This window comes from Pantoea sp. Ep11b, from assembly GCF_040783975.1.
Taxonomy (GTDB): Bacteria; Pseudomonadota; Gammaproteobacteria; order Enterobacterales; family Enterobacteriaceae; genus Pantoea.
In genome coordinates this window covers 2,584,216-2,608,131 of the sequence record NZ_CP160631.1, presented here as the reverse complement: position 1 = coordinate 2,608,131, position 23,916 = coordinate 2,584,216, and the positions used below count along the sequence as shown (strand labels likewise).

The following is a 23,916-nucleotide window of genomic DNA, read 5'->3' as shown; positions in this document are numbered from 1 at the left end:
GCTGGCGGGGCAGGCTATCGCCCCCGCCAGCGTAACCCTGCTATCCCGCCTCTGGCTTCCGGCTGCTGAAGTGTTACGCTTAAAGATCATGACGTTCACGGAGAGAGATGGATGAAAGCTCCCATCGCAAAAAAAATTCCTCATGAGATGACGCTGCACGGCGAGACGCGCATTGATAACTACTACTGGCTGCGCGACGACAAACGTGAAAACAGCGAAGTCCTTGATTACCTGCGCGCCGAGAACAATTACGGCAAACAGATCATGTCGTCGCAGCAGCCGCTGCAGGATCGGGTATTAAAAGAGATCATCGATCGGCTGCCCCCGGAAGATCACTCGGTGCCTTATGTAAAAAATGGCTACCGCTATCAGAGCCGCTATCAGAGCGGTAACGAATATCCGGCCTATTACCGTCAGCCCGCCGCGAGCGACGAATCCGGGGAGTGGAGCCTGCTGCTGGACGCCAACCAGCGAGCCTCGCACAGCGAGTTCTACACCATGGGCGCGCTGCATATCAGCCCGGACAATCGTCTGATGGCGCTGGCGGAAGACTTTCTGTCGCGACGTCAGTACGGCATCCGCTTCCGCAATCTGGAGAGTGGCAGCTGGTATCCTGAGGTGCTGAGCAACGCCTCTTCCAGCTTTGCCTGGGGTAACGATTCGCGCACCGTCTACTATGTGCGCAAGCATCCGCAGACCCTGCTCTCCTATCAGGTCTGGCGTCATGAACTGGGCACGCCGCAGTCGGATGACCAGCTGGTCTATGAAGAGCAGGATGATACCTATCATCTCAGCGTGCATAAGAGCACCTCCAAGCAGTTCATCCTGATCGCGCTCTACAGCACCAACACCAGCGAAATTCAGCTGATTGACGCGAACTTTCCCGATGCGCTGCCGCATGTCTTTCTGCCACGCCGTCGCGGTCATGAGTACAGCATCGACCATTACGATCACCAGTTTTTTATTCGCTCTAACCGGGAAGGCAAAAACTTCGGGCTCTACCGCAGCCGTTATCTGGATGAGTCGCGCTGGGAGACGCTGATCCCGGCGCGGGAATCGGTGGTAATGGAAGATTTTCAGCTGTTCCGCGACTGGCTGGTGGTGGAGGAGCGTCAGCGTGGCTTAACCAGCCTGCGGCAGATCAACTGGGCCAGCGGCGAAACCAGCGGCATCGCCTTTGACGATCCGACCTATGTCACCTGGCTGGCCTACAACCCCTCGCCGCGCACCAGCAAACTGCGCTACGGCTACTCATCCATGACGACGCCGACCACGCTGTTCGAGCTGGATATGGACACCGGCGAACGGCGCATCCTGAAACAGAGCGCGGTAAAAGGTTTTAACGCAGACGATTACAAAAGCGAACATCACTGGATCAAAGTCAGCGACGGCACTGAAGTCCCGGTGTCGCTGGTCTATCACCGTAAACATTATCAGCCGGGACAGAACCCGATGCTGGTCTATGGCTACGGTGCCTACGGCAGCAGCATGGACGCCGATTTCAGCGTCAGCCGCCTGAGCCTGCTGGATCGCGGCTTTGTCTATGCGCTTATCCAGGTGCGTGGCGGCGGCGAGCTGGGGCAGCAGTGGTATGACGGTGGCCGCCTGCTCAACAAAATGAACAGCTTCACCGATTTTATTGAGGTGACAGAGGCGCTGGTGGCGCGCGGCTTCGGCCATCCTGAACGGCTCTATGCGATGGGCGGCAGCGCGGGCGGCCTGTTGATGGGCGCGGTGATTAACCTTGCACCCCAGCAGTTTCACGGGGTCGTGGCGCAGGTGCCGTTTGTGGATGTGGTCACGACAATGCTCGATGAGTCGATCCCGCTGACGACCGGCGAGTATGACGAGTGGGGGAATCCCAACGATCCGGCGTACTACCGCTACATCCGTCAGTACAGCCCTTATGACAACGTGGAGGCGAAAGCCTATCCGCATCTGCTGGTCACCACCGGACTGCACGATTCGCAGGTGCAGTACTGGGAGCCAGCGAAATGGGTGGCGAAGCTGAGGTCGCTGAAAACCGACAATAACCTGCTGCTGCTCTGCACCGACATGGATGCCGGGCACGGCGGTAAGTCGGGACGCTACAAAGCTTACGAGGGGATTGCGATGGAATATACCTTCCTGCTGGGGCTGGCGCAGGGCACGTTGCCGCCAGCCCAGGATTACTGAGGCTCGGTCAGGTATTTTCGTAGCGCCTGTCGCAATGGCGGGCGCAGATCGGTGACATTATCCAGCACCCACTTCAGGTAGCCCGGATCCTTGCGGGCAATCACCGCGATTGCCTGTCCGCGATATTTGCCGAACGGCAGGATGTCGTCGCGCTGGGCTGCCGGTTGTGAACGGACAATCATTTCCGACGCGCTCCAGCCCGAGGTCTCCATGATGCGGATCAGCAGCGCCGCCGTGACATAGCAGTCATAGAGTGCGCGGTGGGCATGCAGATCGGCAGGGGGCGTCACATCCAGCTTCAGCGAATGGCGCAGCGCCTGGTTGCCATATTTAATGCCCGGCCAGAGCTGACGCGCCAGCTGCATCGTGCAGATCCATTCACCGAACATCTCCGGCAGCATCCGGCGGTCAAAGCTGGCGTTATGCGCCACATAAAAAGCACTGCCGTAATAGCGTGGGATCGCCTCTTCGATGGTCGGTTTACCGGCCACCATCGCTTCGGTAATGCGATGCACCGCCATCGCCTGCCGGCTGATCGGACGGTCGGGCAGGATAAGATCGCTCATGGGATTAACAATCTGTCCGTCCACCACATCCACAGAGGCGACTTCGACCACACCGCCCTGCAGGCCGCAGGTTTCGGTATCGATAACGCGAAACATCATGATTTCATCTTCGGTTCATAAGGCAGGCGCGACAGGCTGAGTGACGCCTGGCGATAGTGCATCAGGCGCTGACGGAACCAGTCGCGCAGTGCTTCGGGCTGCTCCTGCGCAACCATTTCGGCAACCACCGGCATGTTATAGCGCTCTTTAAACGCCACGCCCGCGGCCGCCAAATCGACATTGATTTTGTCTTTCTCTTCCTGGGGCAGTCGGGCAAGGTTATGGCTCATAATTTTCTCCTGGATATAGCGGGCAAAAGTAATGTTTTCGCCGGTCTGAATCAAGGATTAAGGATCGCATCGCTGGCCTCGACAGTGCAAATAGAGCAGCGTATCCTTTTGCACTGTTTGTCGCCCTGGCAGCGGTTAAAAGGATGATCTTATGCAGAAAATACGTATTTCCCGGGTGGTTACGGTACTGATGGCCGCCGGTGCAATGGCATTCAGCTCGCTGGCCGCGGCCCACGCGCATCTTCGCTCCTCAGTCCCTGCTGACAACGCGCAGGTGTCATCCTCCCCCGATACCCTGACGCTGAATTTCAGCGAAGATATCGAAGCGGCCTTTAGTGGCGTGACGCTGCTGGACAGCCATCAGAAGCCCGTTGCCACCGATAAAGCCCGCGTGGCCGCTGACCAGAAAAAGCAGCTGATTGTCGGGCTGCCGCAGCCGCTGAAGGCGGGAGATTACCAGGTTAACTGGCATGTTCTGTCGGTCGATGGGCATAAAACGGCAGGACGCTATCGCTTCAGCGTGAAGTAAGGCCGGTGACTACCCTCTGGATAGTATTGCGGGCGTTGCACTTCGCCGCCGTGATGCTGCTGACGGGCAGCGCCTGTTACTGCGCGCTGCTGGCACCCCGGCGTTATCGCCCGCAACTGGCGCAGCGACTCTTTCCGCTGATAAGAGGAAGTGTCTGGCTGGCGCTGGTCAGCGCGCTGGCGATGCTGGCCTGTCAGAATGTGCTGATGAGCGGTGACAGTACACATCTGGCTGACGCCGATATCTGGCTGGCGGTGCTCGGCACCCATTTTGGTAGAGTCTGGCAGGGCGAGATCCTGTTCAGCCTGCTGGCCGCTGGCGCACTGTTCGTGACCGGCAGCATTCGCTCTCAACTGCTCTTGCTGGCGGGCGTGCTGCAACTGGTTGCGATGGCCTTGATTGGGCACGCCGCGATGCGCGATGGCTGGCCCGGCGTGCTGCAGCCGTTCAACCATGCGCTGCATCTGATAGCGTCCGCATTCTGGGCGGGGGGATTACTGCCCCTGTTGCTGCTGATGGGTGAGGCGCGTCACATCGATCGCCGCACCGATGCTATCCGCACCATGATGCGGTTTTCACGCTACGGGCATCTGGCGGTGGCACTGACGTTGCTGAGCGGCGTCATCAATAGCCTGATGATCGCGGGCTGGCCGCTGACCTGGCAGGATTCGCGCTATATTGAATTGCTGCTGTGCAAAGTATTGCTGGTTGCCCTGATGGTCGGCGTGGCGCTGTTTAACCGTTACTGGCTGGTTCCGCGCTTTCGTCTGGCGGGCAGCGGAACGCAGCAGAAATTTATTCGCATGACGCAGCTTGAACTGCTGCTGGCGTGCGGAGTGGTTGGGCTGGTCAGCGTTTTTGCCACGCTGTCGCCAGCCTGAAATTGTTAAGAGAGAAAAGGGTCGTTATGTTGCTGAAGAAAGTGGTCCCCGCAATCCTGTTGTTATCCCTCTGCGGCCAGGCGCTGGCGGCACAAATCATTACCGTCAGCCGCTTTGAGATTGGCAAGGAGAAGTGGCCCTTCAATCGTGAAGAGGTGATGCTGACCTGCGAGAAAGATGGGGCGCTGTTTGCCATCAATCCGAGCACCCTGATGCAATATCCGCTGAACGACATCGCAGACCAGCTGTTTAAGAACAAACAGGTGAAAGCGCAGCCAATCAGCGTGATTCAGAGCGAAGATAAAGCGCATCCGGGCCAGATGATGAGTCTGCAGCCGATTATCGAGCGCACCCAGGCACTGTGCGGTAAATAGGCCCATCGGGTGCGGCAGCCCGCTGCGCCTGATCTTTTTTGCCGTTGCGATCACAAACTGGTCCGGTTTATGGCCTCTTGCCCTCCGCTTACTGGCATTTCCCCCGCGCTGATCTAACCTTAAATGGCAAGGCGTCACCGCCTTCATAAATGCCAACTTTTAGCGCACGGCTCCCTGAGAGCCATTTCCCTGGACCGAATATAGGAATCGTATTCGGTCTTTTTTTGGCTGGCATTTAAAAAAAATCTTATATTAAAATCACAGCGTTAAATGCCACCCTGTTACTTTCTGTTCTACTCTGCTGGACTCTGTGCCGCCACTTTGTCGCCATTTTTCTTCGCCATCAATGCCAGCGAATTGCATCTTCAGGATGGTCAGGTGCGAAGTGCGCATAACCCATTGTCCCCCTGATATTGAAATGCCCGAGAATACGCTGCAGCACAATGATATTTCCATCGGCCATCATAAAGTGACTGGCAAAGCTATGGTGCAGTACATGGCTCATCTGGGTTTTGATTGATTTGATGTTGTTTCGGCTTCGTCGGTACCTTCAGCAACGCGCACGACGAGGGTTACAGGCTTTGACTGGTCAGCAATGACCTGTAGCACATTGACGAGCCAACCTTTTTTGCCTGTCTTGCCGACAGCGGCCTGCATGTTGATGATAAGTACTTCGTTTTGAGGGTGTGCGCAGGGTGTCAGGTCGGGTTTAGCGCTGCATCTGATGGGGGCTTATGGCTGGCCGGACAATTACCGGCTAATGATCGTTTTATATTGCTGTGGCACTATAAAACAGTCACAACGAAGAAAAAGAGGGAACGAGAATGATTTCAGGGATGACAGAAAGACAGGAACCAGGGCGGTATTACACCTTTGAATCAAGATTGCCTCAGGGGGAATTTTTTGAGCTTCGCCCCAGCCACTTACCCCGAAATGCAAAGCCCGTAACTGATGAAACCAGCGGTATGTGTATCGGTTACACGGTGGCACAGGCTCCGGGCTTATGGCAGATTTACGATGTGCAGGGACATTTTGTCAGGCTGGAAGAAGTGCCGCTTGAAACACCACTGATTGATCCCACTGATATTGCATTATTTGCGTTTGGTGTTTTCCGTATTCTTCGCACTGGTCGAGTTTTGTTTGAGTCAGGCGCGCGCACGGCTATTACAGCCAGAATCAGTCAAGGGACCATATCTCTTTTGCGAGGGCGGCTTAAAATCGGGCTGCATGCGCGCAACCTGAAAATGACCGAAACAGCAGCAAGACATATGCTTGAACCCAGTCGGTATGTCCCCTTGCAGATTCAGGAAAGAGCGATTCGTTTTGGTAAGCGGATGGCAGATCCCCGTAAAGGTGAAGGTATGTTCAGATATGAGACCAGAATGTTTAAACTACGCTTTAATAAGCAAACAATGGAATATGAGTATAAACAATACACACTCGAAGTCGTCGTGCGTGAGTCAGACTGGACGATATCACATTTTAAATACACGGATTAACTGACTGGAAAACTTGTATGTTTGATTTGCGCAATGAAGATTTCACATTTGTGATTTCTCCTTTTGAAAGAATCCCAGACGATGAGGCTGACCCGGTTGGCCATCTATGGGACTGGATCCAGTCCTGGATTGAATTCTCTGTTAGCGGCCTTAAAATGCAGTTTCAAACTGAATTTACCATCGGGGAGCTAAAGATCTTAAAGGATGAGTTTTTCGCACATTACCAGGCAATCATCACGCAGCGTGAATTAAAACCTTTTAATTTTCGCAGCGAACGCGGCCAACTCAATATGGTTATCAGAAAAGTTACGGGTAAAGATGGTGTTATAGTGGAGTTTGATCTCCGCCCCGAACCACACGCCGACAGCGTTCAGGTTAAAGGTGACTTCAGCCTTAACGAAAGCTATTTTCCTGACATTCTGAAGCGGCTTGATGACATGATTGAATGGCAGAATTAGACATGCCTGTATTAAAAAATTCCATCTAAACCTCCGTTGTAACCGGGATTTTTAATCAGGGCTTTTCAGGCCAGGCAATATCTGGCGCAGGTGGTTTTAACGATGGATTGTAAATTTTAACTTGGGATCAATCATGGATATGATTTTTGCAATTTTGGGTTTTCTTTTAGCAATCTGGTCCATTCGCAGCATTTGTATCAAGCAACAAAGTGTTGGTAAGAAAGTTGGTAAATCTGTTTTTTCTTCATGGTATTTCTTAACAGCTGCCGGTCTGGCAGTTTCGCCATCTGATTCAGTTCCGATCGCGATAATTATGATGATGGTCGGTACATTTGTTGTTTGGTATGGCAATCGAAATTATAAAGCACCTAAGAATAACAAAGATATACTAAGCGGTCATGCTGATGCTGTAAGAGATTTTGATTTACCCAGTAAAAAGAGTGAGCCAGGCAAGTATCGCTCTGTTAACCATGCAAAAGGCAAAGATGCAGAAATCAAAAACGTCGCTTTTTCATATGTAAATAGTAAAGGCGAAAGCAGTTTTCGAGACGTCGATGTTAAAAGCTTTGATGGTGAGTATTTAGAAGGTTATTGTCATCTTTCACGTAAATTCAAGACATTCAGGCTCGACAGGGTCGAAGGTGAAATCATCATTCGAGAAACAGGCGAAGCTATAGATCCAAACGAGTGGGTTGGATTGATGGAAGCAAGATAATATTCAAAACAAGGAGATGTATTATGTCAGAAATAATTGAAACATTTGTCAAAATCGCATTGCCAATTATTCTCGCTTTGGTAGCAGTTTTTACTGCATGTAAAGACTTATTCCTAACTAAGAAAAGAATTTTTGAGGAAAGAGAGAAGTTAAGTAAATTGAGCTATGATCTTTATAAAATTACTGAGGATGAAGATCTTAAGCGCTTAGCCGTGGAGTATGGTTATGCTGCGATTACAAAAGAAAGCTTTTTAAATTTAACTCAACGAAAAGCTTTGGTTAAGAGTGAAAATCCAACCAAGGATATTGATCTTTTTGTTAAATGTCGCGGGTTGTTGAATATTAACACTGAACCGCTTTCTTTCTTTTGGAAGAAGAAAAGACATGGCAATATGATTTATTTTTCATTTATTTTTTGCTTTAGAATATTACTATATGCACTTGGCGCGATTATATTGTTGATGCCTATATTTAGCGGTGCATTTTTGCCAACTGTATTTCTGGAAAAGATAAGTCATTTATCTGCCTTAGCTAAAATTGGTCTAACATTGTACACTCTATTTGCAGGGGCATTTTTGGCATTTACTAATCTCTCTGCTGCTATGAGGCTGATTGAATCTGCGAAACTCATCAAACGACATAGAGTGATATAACGCCAAGTGGATATGGCGTGCTAGCAGGCTAGTTAAGTGAAATCCGCAATCGCCACTTTATTGCCATATCCCTAAACAACTAATTGATTTTTTGATGTTTGTTGTTAGTGTTCGGTCTTTTTTTGCTGGCGTTTGACATCAATGACCTATTTATAAATAAACGAGTTAATGTACATCCTGTTGTCCTCAGTATCACCACTCAGGCATCAGACAGAAGCACACCAAATGAAGCAGAGGTTGAAATGAAATGAAATTAAAGTTCAAGCTTCAGGAATATACAGAAGCAGAGTTCACCCGGCTTGTCAGTGAAATCTGTAGCGCAAAGGGTGGAGAAGCTTATCAGAACACGCTGCTGGAAAATTTCATCTCAGTGAGTGAACATCCTGATGGTTCTGACCTCATCTTTTATTGCGAAGATGAAGACGCAACACCCGATAAAATTGTCAGTGCTGTAAAAGTATGGCGTAAAGCTAATAACAAAAAGGGCTTCAAATCATAAAGCCTCTGATTTGATTGCCACTCATTAGCACACGCTGAGTAAGCCGCATCAGACAAACCTTAAATCGATATGCGATAGAAGACTCCCAAATTTGACCCAGATCAATCTACTTCGCAAGAGGCCCCGGACGAGCTGAGACGTTTACTCACCGTATAAAAAGGCAGTCGTAACCTGACGGGGTCATATTAAATCAGGATAGGTTATGTTCTTGAAAAAAATTATTCCGTGTCTGATTGTCGCATTGGGCAGTGTCTCAATGTCAGGTTGCGTTATGGCCGAACCGGGTCACTATGGTCCGGCGTCTGGCTGGCATCATCACCATCATTCTGCGCAGAGCTGGAATGAGTATGGCCCGGCGTCCCCTGTCAATGTTGCTTCACAGCACATGGGGCCACCGCCAGCACCGGACAGTGCTTCTCAGCACATGGGACCACCGCCGGCACCGGGCAGTGCCGCTCAGCATATGGGACCACCTTCTGATGGTGGCATCCATCGCTGGCAGCCTTAATCTGCCATCCATTCTCATCCGGCGACAGGGGCATTTTATTGCCCCTTTTTTCACTGTTTAAATCAAGCCACACGATTTTCACTGTTAACAGTATTCTTACCAGGCAGATAGTTGTTTCCCGCTTTATCCTGTTTCGCCTTCGTAAAGTGTCACTTTATTAATTCACCCCTGAAAGCCGACCCCGCTCGCAAAAGTAAAAAACAACGTCGCCAGTCTCGCATCTGAAGCTTATCCGTCATCTTGTCATCATCTCCGTTTGGCTTATTCTGAATGCCCAATCAAATGGAGGAACGTTTATGAAAGCAGCAATTGCTACCAGTGAACATCAGGTTGAAGTGGTTGAGAAGACGCTGCGCCCTCTCAAAACCGGTGAAGCCCGGCTCAGGATGGAATGCTGCGGCGTATGCCACACCGATTTACACGTGAAGAACGGTGATTTCGGTGATAAGACCGGCGTGACGCTGGGTCATGAAGGGATCGGTATTGTGGAAGAGGTTGCCCCCGATGTTACCTCGTTAAAGCCGGGCGATCGGGCCAGCGTCGCCTGGTTCTTCAAAGGCTGCGGACACTGCGAATATTGCAACTCCGGTAATGAAACGCTCTGCCGTGAAGTCGTCAATGCCGGTTATACGGTGGATGGCGGCATGGCGGAAGAGTGCATCGTGGTGGCCGATTACTCGGTCAAAGTGCCAGAAGGTCTTGATCCCTACGCTGCCAGCAGCGTGACCTGTGCCGGGGTCACCACTTATAAGGCGGTGAAGGTCTCTGAGGTAAAACCGGGTCAGTGGCTGGCTATTTATGGCCTGGGCGGACTGGGAAACCTTGCTCTGCAGTATGCAAAAAACGTCTTCAACGCGAAGGTTATTGCGGTTGACGTCAGTGACGGGCAGTTGGCTCTGGCGAAAGAGATGGGTGCCGATCTGGTGGTTAATTCGGCCAGCGAAGACGCGGCACGCTTCATTCAGGAGAAAACAGGTGGGGCGCATGCGGCTGTGGTCACGGCCGTAGCAAAAGCGGCCTTTAACTCGGCGGTGGATGCCGTCAGGGCCGGCGGACGGGTCGTCGCCGTCGGGCTGCCACCGGAAGCGATGAGCCTGAATATCCCGCGTCTGGTCCTCGACGGAATTCAGGTGGTGGGATCGCTGGTCGGCACGCGTAACGATCTGGCTGAAGCATTCCAGTTTGCCGCAGAAGGCAAAGTGGTGCCGAAAGTAACAAAAAGGAAGATTGGCGAGGTTAATGCCATCTTCGATGAGATGGTTCAGGGAAAAATCCGCGGCAGGATGGTGATCGATTTTAGCGGCCAGACGACGGAATAAGGCCCCCGGTTAAAAGCAGATGCCCGCCTGGTGCGGGCTTTTTTGTGCCTGATTCGTCAGGTCCGCTATTCCTGACGCGCTGAAAATCATTACGCAGAAGCATTAATAAGATCTGCTTTATGTTTCATGATGTGATTTTTACTTGAACTTTACCGGTAACATTCTAATTTAAAGGTGGAAGTCTGATTACACACATCTGAAGGAGGGTTATTTATGGCGAAGCACCATTTTTTCAAATCCATTGAAATGGCGGCAATTGTGCTGTTTGTACTATTGCTGGCGTACCTGGCGGTAACCGGTCTGATGTCATCGACCGGGATGGATCACGCCTGGCCTTATCCCACTAAGTAACTGAATGCAGCACCAGGGAAAACGACGTAAACATAATTCTGATAAATATTTTTGCCCCTGACGGCAAGTTTTCACCGCAGGAAAAATGAGGTCTGAACTGCAGCATAGCTTTCAGATTCAGCGATATGCATGAACTATCGTATGGGCGCAAAGAGCTGAATCTTTTTGTTCCTGCCGCTGAAAAATAAAAACCCCGCCATCGCGAGGTTACAACGTATCTACACCAGACTGACCGAAAGGAGTGTCAGCTCTTCAGTATCCAGAGACAGGCTCTTTTTCGTCTCAAACATAAAGGCTTCCAGCGCCTCTTCGACATTGTCGCCTTCTATAAAAGCGTGCGTGGTAACATGGTTTTCGCCTTCGGGCTTAATCACGTAGGAAACAAACCATTTTTTCTTTTCCATACTATTTATCCTTTTCTGAACAGGTAAGCCCCATTCCGGCTTTCGCCGGATGGCAGCAAAAACGGCACGATGTCTGCCTGATGAAGGCTAATCCAGCGGGGCAGGGTGCAGCAGATCGATCACATCATCGATTTCATTGCTGGCCGCGTGGCGATCGAGGGCAACGGCATAGTATCGTCCTTTACAGTAGTGCTTCGTGACCGCCACACGATGACCGGTGTTGCTGTCGGCCTCCCCGCCACCCAGGGTCTGCAGGTGGGGCGGAATCACCAGTTCACTTTCAAGTTGTTCTGCGTCAACGATCACCGCGCCACCGTCATTCGACAACAGCAGATGCTGAATGCTCATGTTCTCTCCTCTGGGTCAGATTGCTAACCGGGAAAGTGTAGTTCACCCCAGCGGGCATGCGGGTTTCTGTGCAGAGGAATTGATAAACAGGGGCCGTAAAAAAAGCCCCGTCTGGGGCTTGGTTAAGAAGAGCCAGCTTACTCACTGCGCCTGCTCAGCCAGTTTCGGCTTCAGCACGCGCTTGCCCATCCGGATACCCGGCTTCTCGACATACTTATAGAGCAGCGAGGCCAGCGCATAGGTCAGCGGAATCGCGCAAACGCAGACAATCAGGAAGCGCGTCATATCACTCTTAAACTCAATGTCCGTGTGGTTGAGCAACTGCGCAATCATCGGGATAACAATCAGCAGGTGCAGCAGATAGACCGAGAACGACACGTCGCCCAGCCAGGTGCTGAGGCGGTTGTTCAGCAGCTTGCGCGGCAGGGCGATAAGCGTTGCCCTCAGGCTGCCCTGCGGGTATTGCCACAAAATCGCCGCCATCCCCACAATCATCAGCGCTTCCATAATCACCTGCAGTTTGATCACACCCATCCCCATTGCCACGCTGGCGACCGGACCGAGCAGCGCAAAGGCGACGTAGAGCAAAGATTTCCGGCGGACGGCTTCCGCCAGCAGCATACCGGCCAGGAACATGTGCAGCTTTATCAGGATCATTGAGGGCATCTCGAACGCCTCATAATACTCCGCCAGCAGATAACGCCCGGCGCAGCAGAGTGCCATGATGCCAGTCAGTGAGGCCGCATAGCCCAGGCGCAGCGTAAGCAGCATGATAAAGGGGAACAGCAGGTAGAACTGCATCTCCAGTCCTATACTCCAGTCAGGCAGCACGGTGTTAAAGCCATATTCCGGCAGCAGGCCGAACAGGAAACTGAAGTGGGTCAGGATATTCGCCAGCGACTGGTCGCTGTAACGCGAGGATTCTGTCGCGGTGCCGGAATAAAAATGAGCAATGGTGTCGCGCATTTCACCGAACCACGGGCCGTAAATCAGGGCGATGATTAACAGCAGATAGTAGAGCGGGGCGATGCGAAAGAAGCGGCGGATCCAGAACGTTTTGATGGTCTCTGCACGCTGCCACGGCTCTTTCTGCTGGCGCTCAACGTAGTTTTTTGCCATCAGATAGCCTGACAGCAGAATAAACAGATCGACCCCGATGCCAGGCGATGAAATAAGCGTGATATGGCAATGGATCAGTAAGCTGATGTGGCCAACCAGCACCCAGAGAGAGGCAAGGCCGCGCAATCCCTCCAGCTCGGTGGACCAGCCGCGTGTGGCAGACATAATTCTTCCTCGTGTCATTCCGTTTCTGGCGCTCACTAAGCCCTAAGGCGGGAGTTATGTAAACGGCCCTTTACAAAAGTGAGAAAATTCCGACCACGGATCGGTGGTGAAATCAACCGTAACGGCATGAAAAAAGCACAGGAAGATAAGGATGCGCAGAGGCACATCCTTAAGCAGATTAAATGACTGAAAACCCCGATCAGGCCAGCTTCAGCAGGAGCATTCCGGCCAGCAGCAGGGTCAGGCCCGCCCAGCCTTTTGGGTTCAGCCGCTGATTAAACAATATCCAGCCCGCCCCGACCGTAGCGATAATTCCGAAAGCGCCCCAGACAGCGTAGGCGATCGACAGATCGATGCCTTTTACCGCCTGAGCGAGCGCACTGAATGCCAGCAGGACACAGCAGAGCGACAGCAGGCCATGCAGGGGTTTCTTAAATCCATCAGAATATTTAAGGAATATATTGGCGGTGATCTCCAGCACAATCGCCAGCGCCAGCCAGCCCACATGGCTGAAATCAGCGAGGTTCATGCTTCACCCCCGCTAATGAACAGGTGCCGGTCTTGATCAGGATGATGCCGCCAGTCAGGGTCATCAGTCCGCAGACCTTCAGGAGTGACAGCGACTCCTCAAACAGCAGCATGCTGAAGAGGGTAATCAGCAGGATGCCAATCCCTTCCCACAGGGCATAGGCGACCCCCAAGGCGATACGTTTAATAGCAAAACTCAGCAGAATATAGGAACAGGCGATCAGGCCCAGCATCATCAGGTACCCCATATGGCTGCCGTTGAGGCTGGACCATTTCATCAACAGGGTGCCCATTATTTCGGTGACAATAGCGAGTGACAGTAAAATCCAGGCGTGCATAAAAGCTCTCCGGCAACGATAAACACAACCCGCGACACCGCTCAGGGTGCAGACAGGCGCAGAAATTTGTCGAAGCAGAGAGGAACTAAAGGGCGTTGCGCCAGTGCTGCTCGGCAGCATTCCAGCCAGAAAGGCGGGCAGGGGAGATCAGGATCGGTGAGTTGAACATTTCACGCATAACATTCACGACGCATCCACGTTGTTGCTTCTCATCAGTGGACGAAGAGGGCCTCCGGTTAAACAGGTGGCGAATTTATATCATTCTGTTGATGTCGGTAGCAACGTAATAAAAAGCTTTATTTGACGCCGATCAGGGTCAGATACGCTATGGATGGAAGGGGTGGTGAAAGATTTGTTTAAAGGTAAAAAAATGCCGGGCAAAGGTGCCCGGCAGTCATTAAGTGACGCCGTAACGCTTTAGCTGGCGCGCTGTGGGGCAGTGCGGACCGGCGCATCACCCGCGACATGGTAGGACGCCGTACTGCGTGGCAGCGGCTCACGTCCACGGATCATATCGGCAATCTTCTCACCGATCATGATGGTCGTGGCGTTGAGGTTTCCGGTGATGATCAGCGGCATAATTGACGCATCCACCACGCGTAAGCCCTGCAGCCCATGTACACGGCCTTCGCCATCCACAACGGCCATCGGGTCGTTACCCATCTTACAGGTGCCGCACGGGTGGTAGGCAGTTTCGCCGTGATTACGCACGAACTCATCCAGCTGCTCATCGGTCTGGCAATCCAGTCCCGGACTGATTTCACGGCCACGATACTTATCCAGCGCAGGCTGATTAATGATCTCGCGGGTAATACGAATTGCATCACGGAACTCATGCCAGTCCTGCTCATGCGACATGTAGTTGAACAGAATCGCCGGATGACGACGTGGATCGCGTGACTTCAGGCGGACATGGCCGCGGCTTGGCGAGCGCATTGAACCGACGTGACACTGGAAACCGTGCGCATCAACGGCATTGGAGCCGTTGTAGTTAATTGCCACCGGCAGGAAGTGATACTGAATGTTCGGCCAGCTGAACTCTTCGCGGCTGCGGATAAATCCACCCGCTTCAAACTGATTGCTGGCACCGATGCCGGTGCCGTTGAACATCCACTCCGCGCCGATTTTCGGCTGGTTCCACCACTTCAGTGCGGGGTAGAGAGAGACCGGCTCTTTACACTCATACTGCAGATACATCTCCAGATGGTCCTGCAGGTTCTCACCCACGCCCGGCAGATCGTGCACCAGCGGGATGTCGAACTGCTTCAGCAGTTCCGGTGAACCTACGCCGGAGCGTTGCAGGATCTGCGGAGAGGCGATTGCCCCGGCGCAGAGCAGAACTTCGCGTCGTGCGGTCACTTTGTTAATGGTGTTGCTGTCACCCTGCAGATACTCGACGCCGACTGCGCGCTTGCCCTCAAAGACAATGCGGTCGGTGGTGGCGTGCGTCACGATCTTCAGGTTCGCACGGCCTTTTGCCATATCGAGATAGCCGCGTGCGGTACTGGAGCGGCGACCGTTCGGGGTGACGGTGCGGTCCATCGGACCGAAACCTTCCTGCTGATAGCCGTTCAGGTCGTCCGTGCGCGGATAACCCGCCTGCACGCCCGCCTCAATCATCGCTTCAAACAGAACGTTGTTGCCCGCTTTCGGGGTTGCGACGCACACCGGGCCATCACCGCCGTGGAAATCGTTGGGGCCGATATCGCGGGTTTCCGCTTTACGGTAGTAAGGCAGGCAGTCCAGATAGCTCCAGTGCTCCAGACCGGGCGCCTCGGCCCAGCCATCGAGATCCATTGCGTTACCACGGATGTAACACATGCCGTTAATCAGCGATGAACCGCCCAGGCCTTTACCGCGGCCACACTCCATGCGGCGGTTATTCATGTAGGGCTCTGGCTCGGTTTCATAGGCCCAGTTATAGCGTTTTCCCTGAAGCGGGAAGGCCAGGGCCGCAGGCATCTGGGTGCGAAAATCAAAACGGTAGTCCGGGCCGCCCGCTTCCAGCAACAGGACACTCACGTTGCTCTCTTCGGTCAGGCGGGTTGCCAGCACATTTCCTGCGGATCCGGCTCCAATAATGATGTAATCATATTCCATTCGTCGTTCCTCAGGTTAAGGGATTAAAAGACTGACTGAAAACGGGTCAGCTCAACCTGAACTGACTTGACCTGGGTGTAGCTCTGCAGCGTCATCAGGCCATTCTCGCGGCCGATACCGGAGTGCTTGTAGCCGCCCACCGGCATCTCTGCCGCGGATTCGCCCCAGGTATTGATCCAGCAGATACCCGCTTCAATCTGATGAATGACGCGGTGCGCCCGGTTGAGATCCTGAGTCACCAGACCCGCAGCCAGACCGAATTCGGTGTCGTTGGCGCGGCGGATCACTTCCTCTTCGCTTTCGTAGCTCAGGATCGACATCACCGGTCCGAAGATCTCTTCACGCACAATCTTCATCTCATCGCGGCAGTCGGTGAAGACGGTCGGCGCAACCCACGCACCCTGGTCGAACTCACCACCGGTCAGACGTTTGCCGCCGCACAGGACACGCGCGCCTTCGGCGATGCCGGATTCGATGTAACGCATCACGTTGTCACGATGGCTGAAGCTGACCAGCGGGCCGAAGTTGGTCGCCGGATCGCGCAGATCGCCAGCCTGAATGCGGGCCACGCGTTCGCTGATCTTCGCCTCAAATGCGGCCTGCAGTCTGGCCGGAATAAAGACACGGGTGCCGTTGGTGCAGACCTGGCCGGAGCTGTAGAAATTCGCCATCATCGCGATGTCGGCAGCCAGATCGAGGTCGGCATCATCAAAAATGATCAGCGGTGATTTGCCGCCCAGCTCCATCGTGACGTCTTTCAGCGTTGAGCCGGCCGCATTGGCCATGACTTTTTTACCGCTGACGACGCCGCCGGTGAATGAGACTTTGTCGATGCCAGGATGCTCTGTCAGTAACTGGCCCGTGACCGAACCGATGCCCGGCAGGACGTTGAAGACGCCATCCGGCAGGCCCGCCTCGGTGTAGATTTCCGCCAGTTTCAGGGCAGTGAGCGGCGTGACTTCGCTGGGTTTGAAGATCATTGCGTTACCGGCGGCCAGCGCAGGCGCAGATTTCCACAGGGCGATCTGAATCGGGTAGTTCCAGGCGCCAATCCCGGCGACCACGCCCAGCGGCTCGCGACGGGTATAGACAAAGGAGGTATCACGCAGGGGGATCTGCTGACCTTCCAGCGCCGGAACCAGGCCCGCGTAATACTCCAGCACGTCTGCGCCGGTCACGATATCCACGCTGGCGGTTTCGCTGAAAGGCTTACCGGTGTCGAGCATCTCCAGCTCGGCCAGCTCGTCGTTACGCTCGCGCAGAATGTCCACGGCGCGACGCAGGATGCGCGAACGCTCCATCGCGGTCATCGCGGCCCAGACTTTCTGGCCTTTTCTGGCGGCAGCAACGGCGCGATCGACATCTTCCTGGCCGGCGGCATGAACCTCTGCCAGTACGTCGCCGTTGACCGGGTTAATCGTCTGGAACGTTTCGCCAGACGCTGCGGCAACATAAGCGCCATCGATGTAGAGTTTCTGCTCGGTAAATCGGGACATGTTTTCTCCTTCCGTTATTCGCGCTCGCCAGCCAGTTGCTGACGGATGAATTGAGTGGTCAGTGTACGGGCGAGAACCGGGCTGAAGGGTTTCCCACTCAGCGCGGCGCGCAGCCACAGACCGTCGATCAGGGCGGCCAGACCATGTGCGGCCAGGCGGGCCGTTTCCAGCGGCAGTTCACGACGGAACTCAACCACCAGCGTGGAGTAGAGCCGCCGGCTGCTGACCCGCTCAAGGCGGTTAAGCTGGGGCTGATGCATACTGCTCGACCAGAAGTCGAGCCAGGCTTTCATCACGGCGGTGTGCACCTGCGTTTCGTCAAAGTTACCGTCGACGATGGCACACAGCCGCTGTTCTGCAGAGGCATTGGCCAGCGGCTGCAGCCGCGCCAGTACCGCTAACCGCAACTGACGCGTGACATCACGCATCGTGGCTTCCAGCAATCCGTTCTTGTCTTTGAAATAGTGACTGATGATGCCGGTTGAGACGCCCGCCCGACGGGCGATCTGGGCAATCGTGGCATCATTAATCCCGACTTCATTAATCGTGCTCAGGGTCGCATCAATCAGTTGCCGACGTCGTATCGGCTGCATCCCTACCTTTGGCATAGCTCCCGCTCCACCCTCAAATCGAGCCCCTATTAAAACTTTTTTTGATTGTACGTTCAATATAAAAAGAAAACTTGTTAGGATGCTGTTCTTTAAATGTAGCGTAAGCGAAACGGCATTGAGTGCTAAAATAGACTCGTTTGCTGCAAGCTTTAACAGGAAGTCACAGATAGAAACATAGCCGCACGGCCCGTCAACCGGGGGCGGCACAACGTATCCATTGCGTATTTTCAGGACATTAACCAGAGGTAATCGATGAATAATCCACCTGCCGGTGAAAAAGACAGACTCAATCCCGTTGTATTTTATACCTCTGCCGGATTGATTCTGACGTTTTCACTCGTGACGATTCTCTACAGTGAAGTGGCCGCGAGCTGGATCCTTAAGGCGGTCAACTGGGTTTCCGCCACCTTCGGCTGGTATTACATGCTGGCTGCCACGCTCTACATCGTCTTCGTGCTCTACATGGCCTGCTCACGCTTTGGCTCCATCAAGCTCGGACCGGAGCACTCCAAACCCGAATTCAGCGTGCTCAGCTGGTCGGCGATGCTGTTCGCCGCCGGGATCGGCATCGACCTGATGTTCTTCTCGGTCGCCGAACCGGTGACGCAGTACATGCAGCCGCCGGAGGGCGCAGGGCAGACCCTGGAGGCCGCCCGCCAGTCGATGGTCTGGACGCTGTTCCACTACGGGCTGACCGGCTGGTCGATGTATGCCCTGATGGGCATCGCACTGGGCTACTTCAGCTACCGCTATAATCTGCCGCTGACCATTCGTTCGGCGCTCTATCCCATCTTCGGTAAACGCATTTATGGACCGATCGGCCACACGGTGGATATCGCGGCGGTCATCGGCACCATCTTCGGTATCGCTACCACATTAGGGATAGGGGTGGTGCAGCTTAACTACGGCCTGAAAGTGCTGTTCGATGTGCCGGAAGGCCTGACGGCGCAGACGGCGCTGATCGTGCTTTCCGTGGTGATCGCCACCATCTCGGTGACGTCGGGCGTGGATAAGGGGATCCGTTTCCTCTCCGAGCTGAACGTCATCATGGCGCTGGGCCTGATCCTGTTTGTACTCTTCTTCGGCAACACCGAGTTCCTGCTGAATGCGCTGGTGCTGAACGTGGGCGATTACATCAACCGCTTCATGGGCATGACGCTGAACACCTTTGCCTTCGACCGGCCAACGCAGTGGATGAACAGCTGGACGCTCTTCTTCTGGGCCTGGTGGGTTGCCTGGTCGCCGTTCGTCGGCCTGTTCCTGGCGCGTATCTCCCGTGGCCGTACCATCCGTGAGTTTGTGCTGGGCACGCTGATCATTCCGTTCACCTTTACGCTGCTGTGGCTGTCGGTGTTTGGTAACGCGGCGCTCTATCAGATCATCCACGGTAACGCGGGCTTTGCGCAGGAAGTGATGGCGCATGCGGAACGCGGCTTCTACAGCCTGCTGGCGCAGTACCCGGCGTTTAAACTCAGCGCCTCAATTGCCACCATTACCGGGATGCTTTTCTACGTTACCTCGGCCGACTCCGGCTCGCTGGTGCTGGGTAACTTCACCTCGCGGCTTAAAGACATCAACAGCGATGCGCCTAACTGGCTGCGTATCTTTTGGTCGGTGGCGATCGGCGTACTGACGCTGAGCATGCTGATGACCAACGGGATTACGGCCCTGCAGAACACCACGGTTATCATGGGACTGCCGTTCAGCTTTGTGATCTTCTTCGTGATGGCGGGTCTGTTTAAATCGCTGAAGATTGAAGACCACCGCCGGGCCAGCGCCACGCGTGACACCGCGCCTTATCTGGCGCATGCCACCGACCGTCTGACCTGGAAGAAACGTCTGTCGCGCCTGATGAACTACCCTGGCTCGCGCTACACTCAGCAGATGATGGAGAAGACCATCTTCCCGGCGATGCAGGAGGTGGCGAAAGAACTGGAACTGCGTGATGGCCGGGTGTCGCTGGAGAGTGTTGCGCCGGATGAGGCTAACCCGATCGGCTATCTGGATCTGCGTGTCCATCTGGGCGAGGAGCAGGACTTTATCTATCAGGTCTGGCCGCAGCAGTACTCCATTCCGGGCTTTACCTATCGCGCCCGCAGCGGTAAATCGACCTACTACCGGCTGGAAACCTTCCTGCTGGAGGGCAGTCAGGGCAACGACCTGATGGACTACAGCAAAGAGCAGGTGATCATCGATATTCTCGATCAGTACGAACGACACCTGAACTTCATCCATCTCAACCGTGAAGCGCCGGGCAGTAACATCAGTTTCCCGAGCGCCTGACCCCAGGCCCGTCAGCTTAGCGCTGGCGGGCTTTTTTTTTGGCCGCAACGCCGTGGCTGACTCCGGCGGCTGCCGGAATCGGCTATAGTCAGGCGTGACTGATTCGATGCCAGACGTTGCAGACAGGGAGTCCCATGGGAAAAATTTTCAGTACGTTTCTGCCGCTGTACACCACCACGCTGCTGATGCTGCTCGGTTCCGGTCTGCTGACCACCTATGTGTCGCTGCGGCTGGCCAGCGAGCAGGTTAACGGCGCGATGATTGGTGCCATCATTGCGGCGAATTATATCGGGCTGGTGATCGGCGGCAAGGTCGGCCATAACCTGATCGCCCGCGTGGGCCATATCCGCGCCTATGTTGCCTGCGCCGGGATCATCACGGCCTCGGTGATCGGTCACGGGCTGACGGACGTGGTGCTGCTGTGGGTCTTTCTGCGCCTGATTATCGGCCTCTGTATGATGTGTCAGTATATGGTGCTGGAGAGCTGGCTCAACGACCAGGCGGAATCCTCCCAGCGCGGCATGATTTTTGGCTTATACATGGTCGCCACCTATCTCGGCCTGAGTGGCGGCCAGGTGGTGCTGAGTCTGCAGACCGGCTTCGGGGTCAGTACGCTGCTGATTGTCGCGCTCTGTTTCGCTCTCTGTCTGGTGCCCATCGCACTCACAACCCGCACCCACGTCAGACCGATGACGCCAGCGCCGATGGAGCTGGGCTATTTTCTGCGCACCATTCCCCGGCTGCTGAGCGCCACGCTGGTCACCGGCATGGTGATCGGCGCCTTCTACGGCCTGGCGCCGGTCTATGCCAGCAGCAAAGGTTTTACCACCAGCCAGACCGGTTATTTCATGAGCCTGACGATTTTTGCCGGGCTGGTGTCGCAGTTTCCGCTGAGCTGGCTCTCTGACCGCTTCGACCGTCAGCGGCTGCTCTTCCTGATCGCGGTGCTGTTTGCGGTGGCCTGCGTGCCGCTGGTGGTGCTGCCGCATCTGACCTTCCACTGGATGATCGGCATTGCCTTTGCCGCCAGCATGATGCAGTTTGCGCTCTATCCGTTACAGGTGGCGCTGGCCAACGACCAGGTGGCCGCCGAACGGCGCGTGTCGTTAACCGCCTGCCTGCTGATGGCGTTTGGCATCGGGGCCAGTATCGGGCCGCTGCTGGTCGGCGCGCTGATGCAGCCGCTGGGCAGCAATATGCTCTATCTCTTCTTTGCCCTCTGCGCGCTGGTGATTGGCGGGCTGAGCTACACCCGAGCGCCACGTCCGCTGCCCACAACCGAAGTGCCGTTGCCTCACGTGGTGATGCCGGACAGTCTGGCGACCTCGCCGCTGGGCGCCGCCCTGATCCCGACGCTGGAAGAGGAGGTGATCCAGGCGTCGATGGGGGGCCAGGAGCCGGAAGCGGAGAGCGGTGAAGAGGTTGCAGATGATGCGTTAGCCAGAAGTAGCTTTATCGATGATGACCTGGCTGATAACGATATGATGGCTGACAACGTTGATTACGAGGCTCGCTCTGCGGACGCAGACGAGGAGAAGCGACACCCCTAGCTGCGGTCCGGTCGCACGCTGATCGGCGGGGCGACCGCCCCAGGCTGTCGGTCGCTAAACCAGACATCTGACCTTGCGGATCGGATATAACATTTTCAGGAGAGAGTATGCTGGAACTTCGCCCCAACTGTGAACGCTGCGACGGCGATCTGCCGCCATCTTCGCTGGCGGCTCACATCTGCTCGTTTGAATGCACCTTCTGTGTGACCTGTGCTGAACAACTCGCCCACCGTTGCCCCAACTGTGGCGGCGAGCTGGTGCGGCGTCCGGTGCGTCCGGCGGAAAAGCTGGCAGCATTCCCGGCGAAAACGCGTGAACAGGGCCGCGACCCAGCCTGACACGGCAGGCCTTACTGACTCTACACGGAGTACACGCCGGGATGAACGGTGGGGGATGCAGCGATAAACCGGGTTTTCGCGTGACAGTGTCACTATTGCGCGGCGGCTGTGTGTGCGTCAGGGTAACGACAGAGGCCCGACGCCTGTTCTCCGTGCTCTGCCCGCCACCGCATTCACACGCGACCAGCCTGCCTTCAGCACAAACCGGCAGGCTTTCCGGTTCTGGTTTACGACTAACGGAACAGGCGTCCGTCGCGCACCAGTTCCCGCGGATAGCTGTTCTTAATCCGGCTGCCCACTTTCTTTGCCAGCCCCAGCGGTTGCTGCTGATAGGTCACAATCATCTCATTGCTGGCCGGTGCCGTTTCCGGGTAGATATCCCGGCCGCGATACCACTCTTCCGCCTCTGCCGCCGTGAGTTCAAAACGCCGGGCGGTATCAGGCTGCGCCAGTGCCACCACCGCCTCATGCTGCCAGCGATAACCCTTTGCAAAGGTTTCGGCCAGCTTCAGGCCGATACGTGAAAAACGGACCTTACCCAGCATCGGCGTGACGGCGTCTGGAAAGAGCCAGATCTCTTTGTCGCGCTGCCACAGCGTCAGGGACGCATCCCATTTCAGGGAGACCGCAGCGGCAGCGGCGATAATCTCACTCTCCTGTTTGCGGCTGAGATGAGAAAAGGGCAGCTTGCCAACCTTATAACCCGGTGAGGGCAGAGGCGCGACCGACGCGGTTTTACGCAGGCGGGCCACGAAGAAGCCTTCGCTGTCAAAAATCTGCGGGAAGACATGCAGATAGCCTTCCGGCGTTGCGGCCTGATCCGCGCCCTGAAACAGCTCATCCAGCGGTAATACCTCAACTGCGCCGGGATAACGCTGTAGCAGCCAGCCGATCACCTGCTGATTCTCGATCGGATTCAGGGTACAGGTGGAGTAGACCAGCGTGCCCCCCGGTTTAAGGGCATGGAACGCACTGTCGAGCAGATCGCGCTGCGTCCCGGCAATCTCTTCGGTGCTGGCCAGCGTCCAGTTTTTCAGCGCGTCGGCATCTTTGCGGATCACCCCTTCGCCTGAACAGGGCGCATCCAGCAGGATGGCGTCAAACTGTTCCGGCAGCGCCGGGCCAAACACCCGTGCGTCAAAGTGGGTCAGCGCGCTGTTGCTGACGCCGCAGCGGCTGATGTTGGCGTGCAGAACTTTCACCCGGCTGGAGGAGAACTCATTCGCCAGGATCACCCCCTTGTTATTCATCCGCGCAGCGATCTGGGTGGTTTTCGAACCCGGTGCGGCGGCCATATCCATCACGGCGCTGACGTCGGGCTGCGCATCGAACAGCGCAGTTACCGGCAGCATGGAGCTGGCTTCCTGAATATAGAAGAGGCCGCTGAGATGTTCAGCCACGCTGCCCAGCGGCAGGCTCTCATCCTCCCGGCTGATCCAGAAGCCCTCTTCGCACCACGGCACCGGCGTCAGCTGCCAGCCATAGTCAGCCGTCAGCGCCAGGAAGTCAGGCACGCTGATCTTCAGGGTGTTGACGCGCAGGCTGCGGCGCAGCGGTTGCTGGCTGATGGCAATAAACTGGTCGAAGCTTGCCTCGTCGGGCAGGCTCTGACGCATTAAAGAGAGAAACTCGGCGGGGAAACGTGAAGAAGCATCTGACACGGGCATATTCCAGTTAAGGCAAAGGCGGCAGTGTATCACGCGGAAAGCAAACGGGCAGCGAGGCTGCCCGTCTGAGAGTGAATAACGTGAACGCTCAGGGAGCATGCGCCTTTCGCATA

Annotated in this window: 26 protein-coding genes and 2 pseudogenes; 15 read left to right on the top strand and 13 right to left on the bottom strand. The window is 55.0% G+C overall.

Going from position 1 to position 23,916, the window contains the following annotated elements; translation table 11 throughout:
• Positions 1 to 111: 111 nt before the first annotated feature.
• Complete coding sequence (locus AB1748_RS12375; RefSeq protein ID WP_367395556.1) at positions 112 to 2,175, top strand: prolyl oligopeptidase family serine peptidase; 2,064 nt, start codon at positions 112 to 114, stop codon at positions 2,173 to 2,175.
• Here AB1748_RS12375 and exoX read toward each other — a convergent pair.
• Positions 2,169 to 2,840, bottom strand: a complete 672-nt coding sequence (gene exoX, locus AB1748_RS12370; RefSeq protein ID WP_199560001.1) for an exodeoxyribonuclease X — start codon at positions 2,838 to 2,840, stop codon at positions 2,169 to 2,171. The two genes, AB1748_RS12375 and exoX, sit on opposite strands and share 7 nt — an antisense overlap.
• Positions 2,837 to 3,070, bottom strand: coding sequence for a DNA polymerase III subunit theta (locus AB1748_RS12365; RefSeq protein WP_111139805.1), 234 nt, complete (start codon positions 3,068 to 3,070; stop codon positions 2,837 to 2,839). The genes exoX and AB1748_RS12365 overlap by 4 nt, the downstream gene beginning before the upstream one ends.
• A 151-nt stretch (positions 3,071 to 3,221) precedes the next feature.
• Between AB1748_RS12365 and copC the strand changes: the two genes are divergently transcribed.
• Genes copC through AB1748_RS12350 form a run of 3 tightly spaced genes read left to right on the top strand, consistent with a single transcriptional unit; the run spans position 3,222 to position 4,854 of the window.
• Positions 3,222 to 3,599 (top strand): copper homeostasis periplasmic binding protein CopC, encoded by a 378-nt coding sequence (copC, locus tag AB1748_RS12360; RefSeq protein WP_367395555.1) that lies wholly within the window; start codon positions 3,222 to 3,224, stop codon positions 3,597 to 3,599.
• Positions 3,600 to 3,604: 5 nt separating this feature from the next.
• Entirely contained in the window at positions 3,605 to 4,480 is an 876-nt protein-coding gene (copD, locus tag AB1748_RS12355) for a copper homeostasis membrane protein CopD (protein WP_293771284.1), read from the top strand.
• Positions 4,481 to 4,506: 26 nt separating this feature from the next.
• Positions 4,507 to 4,854 carry a YebY family protein gene (locus AB1748_RS12350; RefSeq protein ID WP_111138829.1) on the top strand — a complete coding sequence of 116 codons (348 nt, stop codon included), beginning with the start codon at positions 4,507 to 4,509 and terminating at the stop codon, positions 4,852 to 4,854.
• 293 nt (positions 4,855 to 5,147) lie between these two features.
• Here the strand turns inward: AB1748_RS12350 and AB1748_RS12345 are convergent.
• Both AB1748_RS12345 and AB1748_RS12340 read right to left on the bottom strand, forming a co-directional pair.
• Positions 5,148 to 5,362: pseudogene (locus tag AB1748_RS12345) on the bottom strand (hypothetical protein); the annotation flags it as partial.
• 11 nt (positions 5,363 to 5,373) lie between these two features.
• Positions 5,374 to 5,526: pseudogene (locus tag AB1748_RS12340) on the bottom strand (phage tail protein); the annotation flags it as partial.
• A 152-nt stretch (positions 5,527 to 5,678) separates the two neighbouring features.
• On the opposite strand from AB1748_RS12340, the gene AB1748_RS12335 reads away from it, so the two are divergent.
• The 8 genes from AB1748_RS12335 (at position 5,679) to AB1748_RS12300 (ending at position 10,856) form a co-directional block, all read left to right on the top strand.
• Positions 5,679 to 6,353: a hypothetical protein gene (locus AB1748_RS12335; protein WP_367395554.1), complete on the top strand. Its 675-nt coding sequence runs from the start codon at positions 5,679 to 5,681 to the stop codon at positions 6,351 to 6,353.
• A 17-nt stretch (positions 6,354 to 6,370) separates the two neighbouring features.
• A complete protein-coding gene (locus tag AB1748_RS12330) occupies positions 6,371 to 6,811 on the top strand; it encodes a hypothetical protein (protein WP_111138831.1) in 441 nt (146 codons plus the stop codon).
• A 133-nt stretch (positions 6,812 to 6,944) separates the two neighbouring features.
• Complete coding sequence (locus AB1748_RS12325) at positions 6,945 to 7,526, top strand: hypothetical protein (protein WP_367395553.1); 582 nt, start codon at positions 6,945 to 6,947, stop codon at positions 7,524 to 7,526.
• Positions 7,527 to 7,549: 23 nt separating this feature from the next.
• Entirely contained in the window at positions 7,550 to 8,179 is a 630-nt protein-coding gene (locus tag AB1748_RS12320) for a hypothetical protein (RefSeq protein ID WP_367395552.1), read from the top strand.
• A gap of 247 nt (positions 8,180 to 8,426) precedes the next feature.
• Complete coding sequence (locus tag AB1748_RS12315) at positions 8,427 to 8,678, top strand: bacteriocin immunity protein (RefSeq protein WP_111138833.1); 252 nt, start codon at positions 8,427 to 8,429, stop codon at positions 8,676 to 8,678.
• A gap of 202 nt (positions 8,679 to 8,880) precedes the next feature.
• Entirely contained in the window at positions 8,881 to 9,186 is a 306-nt protein-coding gene (locus tag AB1748_RS12310; protein ID WP_146240822.1) for a hypothetical protein, read from the top strand.
• Positions 9,187 to 9,482: 296 nt separating this feature from the next.
• Positions 9,483 to 10,505, top strand: coding sequence for an alcohol dehydrogenase AdhP (gene adhP, locus AB1748_RS12305; protein WP_293771268.1), 1,023 nt, complete (start codon positions 9,483 to 9,485; stop codon positions 10,503 to 10,505).
• 213 nt (positions 10,506 to 10,718) lie between these two features.
• Positions 10,719 to 10,856, top strand: a complete 138-nt coding sequence (locus AB1748_RS12300) for a hypothetical protein (protein WP_199559971.1) — start codon at positions 10,719 to 10,721, stop codon at positions 10,854 to 10,856.
• Positions 10,857 to 11,074: 218 nt separating this feature from the next.
• On the opposite strand, the gene AB1748_RS12295 is transcribed toward AB1748_RS12300, so the two are convergent.
• The 8 genes from AB1748_RS12295 to betI all read right to left on the bottom strand — a co-directional run bounded on the left by AB1748_RS12295 (position 11,075) and on the right by betI (position 17,962).
• Positions 11,075 to 11,260: a hypothetical protein gene (locus tag AB1748_RS12295; protein ID WP_111138835.1), complete on the bottom strand. Its 186-nt coding sequence runs from the start codon at positions 11,258 to 11,260 to the stop codon at positions 11,075 to 11,077.
• Positions 11,261 to 11,347: 87 nt separating this feature from the next.
• Entirely contained in the window at positions 11,348 to 11,608 is a 261-nt protein-coding gene (locus AB1748_RS12290; protein WP_111138836.1) for a hypothetical protein, read from the bottom strand.
• Positions 11,609 to 11,749: 141 nt separating this feature from the next.
• Positions 11,750 to 12,892, bottom strand: a complete 1,143-nt coding sequence (locus tag AB1748_RS12285) for an acyltransferase (protein ID WP_288491759.1) — start codon at positions 12,890 to 12,892, stop codon at positions 11,750 to 11,752.
• Positions 12,893 to 13,091: 199 nt separating this feature from the next.
• Entirely contained in the window at positions 13,092 to 13,421 is a 330-nt protein-coding gene (gene mdtI / locus AB1748_RS12280) for a multidrug/spermidine efflux SMR transporter subunit MdtI (protein WP_111138838.1), read from the bottom strand.
• On the bottom strand, positions 13,408 to 13,758 hold the full coding sequence (gene mdtJ, locus AB1748_RS12275) for a multidrug/spermidine efflux SMR transporter subunit MdtJ (protein ID WP_367395551.1): 351 nt from the start codon (positions 13,756 to 13,758) through the stop codon (positions 13,408 to 13,410). The genes mdtI and mdtJ overlap by 14 nt, the downstream gene beginning before the upstream one ends.
• Before the next feature lie 417 nt (positions 13,759 to 14,175).
• Positions 14,176 to 15,858: a choline dehydrogenase gene (betA, locus tag AB1748_RS12270; RefSeq protein ID WP_111138840.1), complete on the bottom strand. Its 1,683-nt coding sequence runs from the start codon at positions 15,856 to 15,858 to the stop codon at positions 14,176 to 14,178.
• 23 nt (positions 15,859 to 15,881) lie between these two features.
• Positions 15,882 to 17,354 (bottom strand): betaine-aldehyde dehydrogenase, encoded by a 1,473-nt coding sequence (gene betB / locus AB1748_RS12265; protein WP_367395550.1) that lies wholly within the window; start codon positions 17,352 to 17,354, stop codon positions 15,882 to 15,884.
• 14 nt (positions 17,355 to 17,368) lie between these two features.
• Positions 17,369 to 17,962 carry a transcriptional regulator BetI gene (gene betI / locus AB1748_RS12260; protein ID WP_293771193.1) on the bottom strand — a complete coding sequence of 198 codons (594 nt, stop codon included), beginning with the start codon at positions 17,960 to 17,962 and terminating at the stop codon, positions 17,369 to 17,371.
• Between the two features lie 255 nt (positions 17,963 to 18,217).
• Between betI and AB1748_RS12255 the strand changes: the two genes are divergently transcribed.
• From AB1748_RS12255 to AB1748_RS12245, 3 genes are all read left to right on the top strand, one after another.
• Positions 18,218 to 20,248, top strand: a complete 2,031-nt coding sequence (locus AB1748_RS12255) for a choline transporter (RefSeq protein ID WP_111138843.1) — start codon at positions 18,218 to 18,220, stop codon at positions 20,246 to 20,248.
• 134 nt (positions 20,249 to 20,382) lie between these two features.
• A complete protein-coding gene (locus AB1748_RS12250; protein ID WP_367395549.1) occupies positions 20,383 to 21,798 on the top strand; it encodes an MFS transporter in 1,416 nt (471 codons plus the stop codon).
• Positions 21,799 to 21,905: 107 nt separating this feature from the next.
• Positions 21,906 to 22,136 (top strand): DUF1272 domain-containing protein, encoded by a 231-nt coding sequence (locus AB1748_RS12245; RefSeq protein WP_111138845.1) that lies wholly within the window; start codon positions 21,906 to 21,908, stop codon positions 22,134 to 22,136.
• Positions 22,137 to 22,369: 233 nt separating this feature from the next.
• Here AB1748_RS12245 and rsmF read toward each other — a convergent pair whose 3' ends face one another.
• On the bottom strand, positions 22,370 to 23,797 hold the full coding sequence (gene rsmF / locus AB1748_RS12240) for a 16S rRNA (cytosine(1407)-C(5))-methyltransferase RsmF (protein ID WP_367395548.1): 1,428 nt from the start codon (positions 23,795 to 23,797) through the stop codon (positions 22,370 to 22,372).
• Between the last annotated feature and the right edge of the window lie 119 nt (positions 23,798 to 23,916).